The sequence below is a fragment of the Bacteroides sp. MSB163 genome (assembly GCF_036416795.1).
Classification (GTDB): domain Bacteria; phylum Bacteroidota; class Bacteroidia; order Bacteroidales; family Bacteroidaceae; genus Bacteroides; species Bacteroides maternus.
In genome coordinates this window covers 1,486,636-1,497,446 of record NZ_CP143867.1, presented here as the reverse complement: position 1 = coordinate 1,497,446, position 10,811 = coordinate 1,486,636, and the positions used below count along the sequence as shown (strand labels likewise).

11 protein-coding genes are annotated in these 10,811 nt (G+C 38.4%); 8 read left to right on the top strand and 3 right to left on the bottom strand.

The genetic code is table 11. From position 1 onward, the window contains the following. Positions 1–7: 7 nt before the first annotated feature. Both VYM24_RS05160 and VYM24_RS05155 read left to right on the top strand, forming a co-directional pair. Positions 8–1,459 carry a TlpA family protein disulfide reductase gene (locus tag VYM24_RS05160; protein WP_330941643.1) on the top strand — a complete coding sequence of 484 codons (1,452 nt, stop codon included), beginning with the start codon at positions 8–10 and terminating at the stop codon, positions 1,457–1,459. An 836-nt stretch (positions 1,460–2,295) separates the two neighbouring features. Next, positions 2,296–2,721, top strand: a complete 426-nt coding sequence (locus VYM24_RS05155) for a DUF3836 domain-containing protein (RefSeq protein ID WP_330941642.1) — start codon at positions 2,296–2,298, stop codon at positions 2,719–2,721. A 67-nt stretch (positions 2,722–2,788) separates the two neighbouring features. Here the strand turns inward: VYM24_RS05155 and VYM24_RS05150 are convergent, their stop codons facing one another. Further along, positions 2,789–3,826 carry an ATP-binding protein gene (locus tag VYM24_RS05150; RefSeq protein WP_330941641.1) on the bottom strand — a complete coding sequence of 346 codons (1,038 nt, stop codon included), beginning with the start codon at positions 3,824–3,826 and terminating at the stop codon, positions 2,789–2,791. A 168-nt stretch (positions 3,827–3,994) separates the two neighbouring features. Continuing rightward, positions 3,995–4,243, bottom strand: coding sequence for an AlbA family DNA-binding domain-containing protein (locus tag VYM24_RS05145; RefSeq protein WP_330941640.1), 249 nt, complete (start codon positions 4,241–4,243; stop codon positions 3,995–3,997). Positions 4,244–4,517: 274 nt separating this feature from the next. Here VYM24_RS05145 and VYM24_RS05140 point away from each other — a divergent pair, with 274 nt between their 5' ends. Next, entirely contained in the window at positions 4,518–4,943 is a 426-nt protein-coding gene (locus VYM24_RS05140; protein WP_330941639.1) for a DUF3836 domain-containing protein, read from the top strand. A gap of 87 nt (positions 4,944–5,030) precedes the next feature. On the opposite strand, the gene VYM24_RS05135 is transcribed toward VYM24_RS05140, so the two are convergent. After that, positions 5,031–5,822, bottom strand: a complete 792-nt coding sequence (locus VYM24_RS05135; RefSeq protein WP_330941638.1) for a DUF6266 family protein — start codon at positions 5,820–5,822, stop codon at positions 5,031–5,033. 374 nt (positions 5,823–6,196) lie between these two features. On the opposite strand from VYM24_RS05135, the gene VYM24_RS05130 reads away from it, so the two are divergent. The 5 genes from VYM24_RS05130 (at position 6,197) to VYM24_RS05110 (ending at position 10,811) form a co-directional block, all read left to right on the top strand. Next, a complete protein-coding gene (locus tag VYM24_RS05130; RefSeq protein ID WP_330941637.1) occupies positions 6,197–7,282 on the top strand; it encodes a hypothetical protein in 1,086 nt (361 codons plus the stop codon). Positions 7,283–7,502: 220 nt separating this feature from the next. Continuing rightward, positions 7,503–7,736: an NVEALA domain-containing protein gene (locus tag VYM24_RS05125; RefSeq protein ID WP_330941636.1), complete on the top strand. Its 234-nt coding sequence runs from the start codon at positions 7,503–7,505 to the stop codon at positions 7,734–7,736. Continuing rightward, positions 7,720–8,772 (top strand): BF3164 family lipoprotein, encoded by a 1,053-nt coding sequence (locus tag VYM24_RS05120; protein ID WP_330941635.1) that lies wholly within the window; start codon positions 7,720–7,722, stop codon positions 8,770–8,772. Before VYM24_RS05125 ends, VYM24_RS05120 begins: the two co-directional genes overlap by 17 nt. Before the next feature lie 241 nt (positions 8,773–9,013). Continuing rightward, complete coding sequence (locus VYM24_RS05115) at positions 9,014–9,178, top strand: NVEALA domain-containing protein (protein WP_330941634.1); 165 nt, start codon at positions 9,014–9,016, stop codon at positions 9,176–9,178. Between the two features lie 523 nt (positions 9,179–9,701). Continuing rightward, positions 9,702–10,811, top strand: coding sequence for a 6-bladed beta-propeller (locus VYM24_RS05110; RefSeq protein WP_330941633.1), 1,110 nt, complete (start codon positions 9,702–9,704; stop codon positions 10,809–10,811).

The following is a 10,811-nucleotide window of genomic DNA, read 5'->3' as shown; positions in this document are numbered from 1 at the left end:
AATGCGTATGAAGCATCTATGCTTACTGATTGCTTTTTTATCTTTCCTTAGCTGTAAGGCTCAGGAGGATAATGAGGATTTGGCAAAGGAGGTGATAATCTCGGGCCGTGTCTTGAATAGGGAGGTCTATCCGAAAGAAAAGGAGGTGACGCTCGTGATACCTTATCTGTCTGAGATGGAGACTGTCTACACTTCTCCCATAGCGGATGACGGTACTTTCAGTTTCCGTTTTAGTCCTTACGCTCCCGTTCGCGAAGTTGTTCTTCGCAATTATGCGGAGCACTTGTTTGTACATCCGGGCGATAGTCTGTTTGTAGAGATTGACTTCAGTGATTTGCTGTCTCCCAAGATTACGGGAACTTCCGGTACACTGAATCAATATATGGCTCTTTTCACTTTAGGTGGATATTATCGTGGCCCTTATTATTGTAATCCAAGGAGTACTTTCGAAGAATTTGAAAAGGAATTGGGAGAAGAGCATACCAGTCGTTGGGAACGTCGTGACGACTTCCTGAAGGAACATTCTCCGGGTGCCGAGGTTGAAGAATATACAGCGGATTTACTGTGGATAGATTATTATAATGCACTCTTTAACTATGCTGCGTCACAGGCATCACAGGGCAATGATGTCAGTCTGTATATGGCATTGATGTTAAAACTTAATCCTCTCTTTTCGGGGAAAACCGTTTTTGCCGGTCTGTTTCCGCTTGCTGAAACGGTGAATTTTTTCCTCTATTGCAATCACACCAGGAGAGAATATAGCAATTTTGAGTTAGCAGATCTTGTCGAGGATTGCAAGGATAATGCTATCCTGCCGTATTTATATCTCCAATCCATGGGCATCTCTTTATGCGATAACGATACACTTTTTCTGGCTGATTACAGGCTCCAGTTCGATTCTATAGTGCAGGCTTCCCATTTGAGGCAACCCATACTTGAATTATATGAGGATAAAGTGGATTATCTGAAAGCTCCCGGAAAGGTATCCCACCAGATGCTCTATGGCAATAATGCCGATGAGGCGGCTGTCAGGAAGGACATGCCGTTTATGATTCCCGTATATAATCTTCTGGAAAAGTACGCAGGCAAGGTGATTTATGTTGATTTCTGGGGAGTGATTTGTCCCCCTTGTCTGGCAGAAATGGAGCCTTTGAAGGAATTACGCAAGCGATATTCTCCCGATGATGTGGTAATGGTGAGTATCTGTGGAAGTAGAGATCGGGAAGCGTACCATAAGGTTCTGGAACGCTTCTCTCTACAGGGGAAGAATATTGAATGCGTCTATTCGGAAGATTGGGCAACCTCCGATGACTATCACCGCATCATGAAGCACTGGGGCATGAACAGCATACCGCAATTCCTTCTGATTAACCGTGATGGGGTTATAGTGGATTATGGCACTGCATTGAGACCCAGTTATCCGAAGACGGCGGCAAAGATTGATGCCCTAATAAAATAAGAAACCGATAAAATGTACAGCTGGCTTCGGAAGATAGTGAGAATAATAGAAATGTCTAAATGATGATATAATCCTTGAATCGTGTTCTTAATGGCGGAATATTCCTGTTTTTTGTAACACGCTTAATTGTGCAGGTTCGCATTCCAGCATATTCTGTTAATAAGTAAGGAATAAAAATGCACTGTTCCCATGTGTTATGCATTTTTACAAGCTATTTATACAGAAAAGGGTTACTACTTACAGGTGATAAGGTTACTACTTATGGGTGATATCATTACTACTTATAGGTAAAAGGGTTACTACTTCCGGGTAAAAGGGTTATTTGATATGTGATTTTCTCTTATAAGGATGATTTAGGAGAGATATTTCAGTCTGGAAGAAATGTAAGAATTTCGATAGTGTACTAACAATCTGATGTTTGCTTGTTTTTATTCGTGTATTTCCATTCCCGTAGGGTTCCGGTTGGAAATAACGGATTCTCGGCTAACTAAAAATACAAAATGACAATTTGATCAGTATTTTATATATTCATCCTATTTGGATTGCCTGAACAACCCATTCTAAAAAGTCTGGTTGATTAAATGCCGGGTCCCAACTTGTTTGCTCTGTGAATTTACCGAAGTTTTAACTTGAAGGGAAAAGTGTGCTTTATTCTTGGTTTGTCCGCTTTTATGCGGACACTTGTCCGGAAATGAACATTACTCGGAAATGGATATCTGTTGATAATCAGTATCTTATTGTTTTGGCACGGCACTTGACTATATATTGTCGAAGGCGGTTGACAAAGACTTCCTCTTAAAAAATCAAGAAGTAATAACAATAAAAAAATAACGATTATGAAAACGAACTTAATTTCAAAAGCAGTGGTAATGATGGTAGTAGTAATGGCAAGCGTAATAAACTTCTCTGTAAGTGCAAGCAACCCTACCCAGTACGTAAAGAATGAAGAGATGACCGGTGAACTGATGACCGCTAAGACCATCTTTAAGAACGAAGACGGTCATTTGTTCCGCCACCTCCGTTACACATATACTTACGACAACGAAAACCGCGTAGCCAGCAAGGAAGCTTCCAAGTGGGACAGCGTAAAGGAAGCCTGGGTTCCCTACTTCAAAATGAATGTAGAGTACAGTAACAATGAAATTGCAGTAAACTACGCCCGTTGGGACTCTAAGAGCAACGCTTATGACAGCAACATCCAAAAGAGCGTTTACTCACTGAACGATGCTGACGCAACTTTGATGCTGGCAAGTACAAAATGAAATGAATAGTTTTCTCAAATGAGTGGGCTGGCAGGAAATATCTATTTCCTGCCAGCCCGTTCTATTATTATGGTATTTCTTTTAGCACTTTCCAGACTCCGCTATACCTTCCTCCGATGCGGGAAAGCATTTCATTATTGGTTAGGTAGGTTATGCGTCTTTGAACTGCAGATTCTGAAAGACCAAGTTTTTCGGAAATCTCCTTCCGGGTAATAGAGGGATTTTCTTTCATTAGATTGAGAATTTGCAAATATTCATTCTTTTCGGTTGTTTGTTCGCTTTGTTCGGTTGTTTGTTCGCTTTGTTCGGCTGTTTTCCCGCTTTGTATAGGACGGAAGTAAGTTACCATAGAGCAGACCATATCTGTTGCGAAACTTACCTTTTGGCCTGTAAGTAATTCCCATTTGAGTATTTTGTCTATTCCATAGCCTGCATTTTCAGAGAGCTTGGCATAGCGGAAAAGTTTGATGATGTTGGGATTGCGTGGTATTGAGATTATTTGCTCTTTAAGGCGATTGAGATCAATATAGAAACGACCGGGGTTTTGGAATTCTATGCGATTATCAAATACACGAATAGTCGAATGCATAGGGCTAAAATAATCGGCATGTGCCAATAAATTGACCAAACCTTCCCGGAGGGCATAAAGTTGGGAATTGTCATCTGGTGAATACCCGTCAGGCCCTGTACTGAAGGGGGCATCAACATATAAACGTAAGCGTTGTATTAAAACTTGGTAGTATTCCCAAATATTCTCCTGTTCCGGCATACGATAAGTATATCGAGTGGGGGCATCTTGATAAGAAGTACCGGGAATTTCAATATAATCTATCCAAAAATTGTGAATAATACTTTGAACCACATCTCTTTTTCCTAACATAAGAAGACTACCGTAAGTGAGTTGATTATTATAAGTAATCCCTGTTTTTTGGCAAAAAGTCTTATCGTCAAGGTTGTTATAAGCAAATTCATGATTGAATTCTTGGATGCGGCGACGAAAAGTCTGAAGTGATGAAGGATTAAGATCCTCAAGTGTTGTATTGGGTATGATTTGTTCGGAGCGACTACCAAAGGCTTGATCTCGCTGGATGGCAAGGATTTCCATCTCAGTTGCTCGTTGATCTCCACTTCCGGTACGTATAAAAGTATTGCTTAGGTTATTATTAAAATATACAGGTTTGATGGGAGATGAAGGGATGTAAAATGCAAGTACCTCAACTCCGTCAATAATGTATTTTTCGGCTTGTACAGGAATTGGAAGGTTAAACTTTGTCTACGAACGAAGTGTACCTATAAAATCTTGTTCCTGTTTTTCAGGTTTCTTCACTCCTGATATTTGGTATTGGCTTATTCCATTTTTTCTATTTTCTTCTATTCCAAGCACTATCCATCCGCCGGAAGTGTTGGCAAAAGCAGATACTGTTTCCCAAATATTTTTGGGAAGTTCGGTTTGAGCGGATTTTACTTCAAAATCATTCCATTCAATGTCAGTGAGTTTATGTAGTAGTTCTTCTTTAGTCATAATTTTTTTTATTATGAGGTAAAAGTAATACTTTGTTTGCTATTATAGTACTTTAAGGCATACAAATCTGTTATACTTTGAATCTATTTGTTCTTGTTTGTCCGCTTTTGTGCGGACACTTGTCCGTTTACGAACACTCTCTGAAAATGTATAATCGTTGATAATCAGCATCTTATTGTTTTGGCACGGCACTTGACTATATATTGTCGAAGGCGGTTGACAAAGACTTCCTCTTAAAAAATCAAGAAGTAATAACAATAAAAAAATAACGATTATGAAAACGAACTTAATTTCAAAAGCAGTGGTAATGATGGTAGTAGTAATGGCAAGTGTAATGAACTTCTCTGCAAGTGCAAGCAATCCTACCCAGTACGTAAAGAACGAAGAGATGACCGGTGAACTGATGACCGCGAAGACCATCTTTAAGAACGAAGACGGTCACTTGTTCCGCCACCTCCGTTACACGTATACTTACGATAACGAAAACCGCGTAGCCAGCAAGGAAGCTTCCAAGTGGGACAGCGTAAAAGAAGCCTGGGTTCCCTACTTCAAAATGAATGTAGAGTACAGCAACAATGAAATTGCAGTAAACTATGCCCGTTGGAACTCTAAGCGCAATGCTTACAACAGTAACATCCAAAAGAGTGTTTACGCACTGAACGATGCTGACGCAACTTTGATGCTGGCAAGTACAAAATAAAAGTATAAGCATTATCGGAAGCCGGATACAGAGAACGCATTTCTCGGGTATCCGGCTTTTTTGTTGTTTGAATGCCGGAATATTCCGTCAGGTTTCGCACCTGCATGTCCCAATATTGTTGGGAGGAGCAGAAGACAAATGTACAGCTATATGTGGCTGAAGCTTTGTCCTCTTGATGGGCAGGGGCTTTTCATAGGTTGCATCAGTAGATTCTGCCTGTATTTCTGCCTCGTTCTCCGGTGCTTCGGCTATCGAAATCGGTAGGCAAATGCTATTGGAAACACTGTCTCCATCGGCATTGCGAAAGCTGAGATAGGCAACCAGTTCATCATCCTGCCAACTATCCGGAAGGGGAAATTCTGCATGCTTGCCGGAACGTAATGCGGCCTCAGTGTCGTAGACAGCCATTTCTTTATCTTTGTTGTACACCAGCAGCATGGCTATATCGGTGTCCTCCGCATTTCCCATACCACTGTTATTCTGCCAGTTGAAACTCATTTTATCCTTCTCTTGCATGGCTGCGCCTTCGAATACGGGCATCAGCGTTCCCATAGACACCAGCACTCGGTTGAAGTCAATCGTGATGTCTTTTCCGCTACCCGTCACAGCTCTTTTCAGTGTGTAGGACATGGCAGCGTTGAATGCAGATTTATCTTGCGTAAATTCTTTATAACCCATACGTATGAAAGGTTTCATCGTTTTCAGGAAGCTGAATGCCGTGGCAAACTTGCCTCGTTGTTCTTGCTGTTTCGGCGTGCGCGGATTGCTGACTTTGGCGGCGCGTGCACGGATATAGTAGTTTGATTTCCAGCGGAAACCGACTATCGGTCCCACTTTACCGGAGAAACCTCCGAGAATGCCTTGATTGATAATTCCCATGATATTGTGTTTTTAATTACTTGTTTCTGTTACTGTGCAAATCTATGGAAAATAAATCTCTTCAACCCGCTTCCTGTGATTTTTGCGTTCATTTGCGTCATTTTGCGTAGATAATTCTTTTGCTTTTTCCGATGGGATCTGTTTTGTCCGCATTATATCCGGGATGCACTTGCTCCGTACCAAGGCCGTGGTTTCTTCGCTCAGAGGTACCTATGAGTGGAGAAGGTACGGAGCAAGTGCATCTCGGATATAGCCTGTATCAGTCGTTGTATGATGATTAATCCATGCTTGCTGCTGACAAATAATTCTTTATTGTTATTTTTTTTGATATTATTTTCTTATTTTTACATCCCAAAGATAGAAAATAAGAACGCATGAAAGTTCATGATAAGAAATTACTATATTGGGGGACTATTGTATGTCTGCTGATTTCTGGAGGTATTACATACGCTTTATATCAAAATGGAGCTAAACATTGGAGAGAACAGGCATCTGCTATATTTAGGCAGGCACTGGAATTGGAGTTGCAGAAGCGCGATACGGTTTTGGTATTTTATAAGGAATCCATGGGATACTCCACTTTCTCTTTGGATGAACCTTCACCGGGACCAATAAAGATAATAGATGAGCTGGGAGAAAGAGAATATATGATATCGGAAGAAAAGTTTAATCATAGTCTTGTGAAAGAAGGGCTAAAGAGGAGTGTCCTTAGTATTTTATTGGAAGATTATCCTCTGATCCCTGATACTTTGAATAAAATGTGGGACAGTTTATTAGTCGCAGCAGATATTCCAGTGAAAACCCGTACACGTGTTTCTGTTACCGATCTTCAGGAGCGTACGTCAGTTGCTCATTCTGAAAATATTAGTGGATTGCTTTCTGCAGATAGTTTACTTTCTTATTATTTAGGTGAACGTTGCGAGGTGGAAGCTACAGGTTTTATTTCTTATGGCTGGTACGAAGCGTTCAGTGGCTGGAGATATCTTGTTATTTGCTTTTCATGGATTATTTTCGCTTTTTTATTCTTTTCGCGAGAAAAGATCATTTTCATATTAGAGAAGTGGTTCATAAAGCATAAGACTGTCACTACAAAACCAATAGTGCCTGTTATTGCTGTGAAAGCTGAAAATTCTCATATTTATCAGTTGGAAGAAGGTGTATTTTTCGATCCGGAAGAAAAGGTGTTGAAGAGTGTTGAACTGACGAAAAAGTTGGCACCACAAGTGGCTTATTTATTGAAGTTGTTTTTAGAGTCAGAAGGGTATCGGCTTTCTACCGGTAAAATAGATGAGGCTTTATGGCCTGATGGTAGTGGAACACAGGACAGAATATATACAGTGATTCAGCGTTTACGTAGGTCCTTAGATGGAATAACGCATCTTTTTGTTGACTATAAGAATGATGTATACCAATTAAAAAGTTCCGTTGCGGATAAAATGGTGAAAGATAGTATAATATAGGCTACTCTATTGTAAATATGATAGTTGTAATGTGAAGTTAATGCATCTTTGTCCGGAATGTAACACAAGCAAAGAAAAATGTAACATTGTAGTTTGTCAAAAATAGATTTGGTCAGTATTCGTCAGTGAGAAAGTTTGGATTGAAAGCTTTTTTGCCGGTAACTTTGTGCTCATAAGTTTACATGAATCATGATGTCTAATACTAAAACATTGATTTCTTATGAAGGGTAAAGTTATTATTTGGAGTTTACTTATCGCTTCGGTTGTTGTTTCTTTCCGGAGTTTTAAATCCCAGAAGAAAATGGATGGTTTAATGCTGAGTAATGTGGAAGCATTGGCGGCTGGTGAGGAAACAGTTCCTCTTCGTTGCATGGGTACAGGAACAGTAGACTGTCCTCTCGGTGGTAAAGTAAGACGGGTCGTAATTGGTTATAGTCTTGAAGTACCTTATTAACATATTGTTTCTGTTTTCCTTTCTTGCATGTACTTCTGTACCCGTGCATAAGGGAATACCGTATACGGATTTTCCGGAAACGGAAAATCTGACTGCATGTATTTTGCCTATGGATACAGCCGTATTTCGTTTTCCTTTCCGGATAAAGATGCAAGGGGATACTGTAGCAATAATGGATTTGCATGGTATGGATCATTTTATTTATTTGTTCCACTATCCGAACTTCTCTTATATCACTTCTTTAGGTAAGCGTGGAGATTCGCCGGAGGAGATGCTTTCTGTTGAAAATATCCGATGGAATGGAAGTTCGTTGTGGGCATTGGATGCAAATAGTTCAAAATTAACTCGGTTTGGTTTGTCTTTATCCAATGGCTCATTACTTCGTGAAGAGGCAGTGAGCTTGGATAAGGAGATACTTCGAGGGCTGGATTTTGTGATTTATGATGACTCTACTTTTATCATTCCTGATTATTCAGGAGAAAGTCGTTTTTGCTGGGTGGATCGAACGGGTAAGTTATTGCATAAAATGGGGATTATTCCCACTACGAATGAGGAGGCTTTAAAACATGCTCGCCCGGCATTGGCGCAGGCATGGCGCAGTTTCATTGATTATAATCCTCGTAATGGGATTCTGGCTGCCGTTACTCAATTAGGAGAAGTGCTTGAAATCTATAATCTGAAAGATAGTACCCATATAGTTCGTGTCGGTTTGCATGGTGAACCTGAATTTCAAATAGCAGAAGGTTATGGTGTGCCTACTGGAATTATGGGATTTAGTGATGTACAGGTGACGGATACTGCTATTTATGCCGTTTTTCAAGGGGATACTTTTGAAGAGATTTCGCGGAAAATGCAGAAAGGTGATATGACGGATGGTGGGAGGTACATATATGTATTTAGTCTGAGCGGTGAACCTATAAGGAAATATGTGCTGGATCATAATGTTTACGGTATATCGGTAGATGAACTAAATGGTGAGATTGTCGCTACGGATGTGAATAGTGATGAACCGGTGGTGAAATATGCGGTGGATTGATTATTTCATAATAAATAAAATAAAAAAGGACAGGTGTGGATGTTTTGTATAGTCTGTCCAGTAATTAAAGAAAGGAGGTGTTTTAAATGTATAAATAAAAGGACTAATTTAGTGATTTTGCTTAAGAGGTGTTAATTGAGAGATGATAATGTATTATGTGCCAGACACTATAATATATTATTGAATACGGATTTATGACTAATTGTATATAGATAAATTTATTAACTAATTATAAAATAATATGAAAGATAGTTTTGTAAAAATAGCTTTGGCTATAGCATTTGTCTTATGTGGAGGATATAATGTTTTGGTTTCTCAGCAATCGGAGACCTTTTCAGATCTCATGGTGGCTAATGTTGAGGCATTAGCAAATGCTCGTGAAATCGATGGGGAAAAAAGGGAATAGAGATTCCTGGTGATTCAAAGATCATAAGCAGAGAAGAATATGATACTTATGTAATTGTACGTTCATCAATAGATTATACATGTATGCCGGGAGGAAGTGTTGATTGTTATCCACACACAGAATATATAACGGTAAAAACTCCTAAATAATATGAAGCGAGAGTTGAAATTTACTCCTTCTTTTTCGGTTTTGAATGAAGTGATATACTGAGTATCTTCATTCCCCTCCTCCAGTTGGAGGAGAAGTACCCGTGGGGCAGAATGGTAGATGAGAAAGAATTCCTTATTCTTATGATTAATAGGCATTTTATAGTTTTACCTATCACTTTCCCCCGTTGGTGTACTCTTCCTCCCAGGAGGAGAATTAAGATAGTACAGCTTTAGTATTTGCTTCATTACTGAGCGGTTTAGAATCTGTCTCAACTACTGATTCGCATAAATAATAGGATAGTATTGATAAGTTGATTATATTAGAATTAAAGATTTTTTTTGTTTGATTCTAATAATTAGTTAAAAAATAATTTATGAGAAAAAACATTATATTATTTATTTTGATTATTGGTTTTGTTTCATGTAGGAAAGATGTTAATCAATCTTTTGCAGAGTATATTATTTATGTAGATTCCCTTTCTACTGAATTGCCACCAATAAAAAGTATAAGGTATATACCTTTAGAGACAACGGATGCTTCATTGATTCGAAATATCAATAAGATTATTGTTCGAGATAGCGTGTATTATATTTTTGATAATTTAAGCAAAAAAATATTGCTTTTCAATAAAAGAGGGAGGTTTATTAAAAGTATTAATAAAGTTGGTCAGGGACCTGGTGAATACATATATCCATCAGATATAGATGTTGATAAAGAAGGTAATATATATTTGTCTGATTTTCAGTCGAAAAATATTATCAAATACTGTTTTGGGAATGAAAATGATTTTGAAATATTAGATGTTGGAGAATCGTTTATGGATTTTGTTATTCAAGGGCAATATATTTATTTATCACGTTTGGCGAGAGAGGGGACGTTGGATATAAATTTAGCCCGTTGGAATATGGATTCTCAAGAAATAGAAATTTTGAAAGAGAATGAACTTATTGAAGGTAACTCTATAGGTTTCGCAGATCATTATTTTTATCGTACAGGTAATGAATATGCATTCTATTACGAACGCTTTCATAGAATAGGGTATCAGATTGTGGGAGATTCTTTAAGAGAATATATTTCTTTTGAATCAGCGAGTTTTCCAACAGATGATGAAGTTAAGAAACAGGCTAAACTGCCTAAAGAAAAAAGGAACATTGATTTTGCGTCTTTGGATATCTCTGCTTGTTATGAAACAGAAAAATATCTCCTTATAACTTTCAATACGACTCCATTCCATACATATAGTTTAGTGAATAAAATGACGAAAGTAGTTTATTCAGTAAATTCATTTCAAGAAGTTGGAGTTCTAGGTTATGAGATTTGCGCTTCTACAGGGGAAGATTTTATTTCTTATTTTCTGCCTAATGATATGAATATTAGACAAATACAAAGAATGTCTGTAGACATGGATGATATAAATAATGAGTGTGTAACAAATTTAAGTGTAGAAGACAATCCTGTGCTTGTATTATTTAGTTTCGATTAA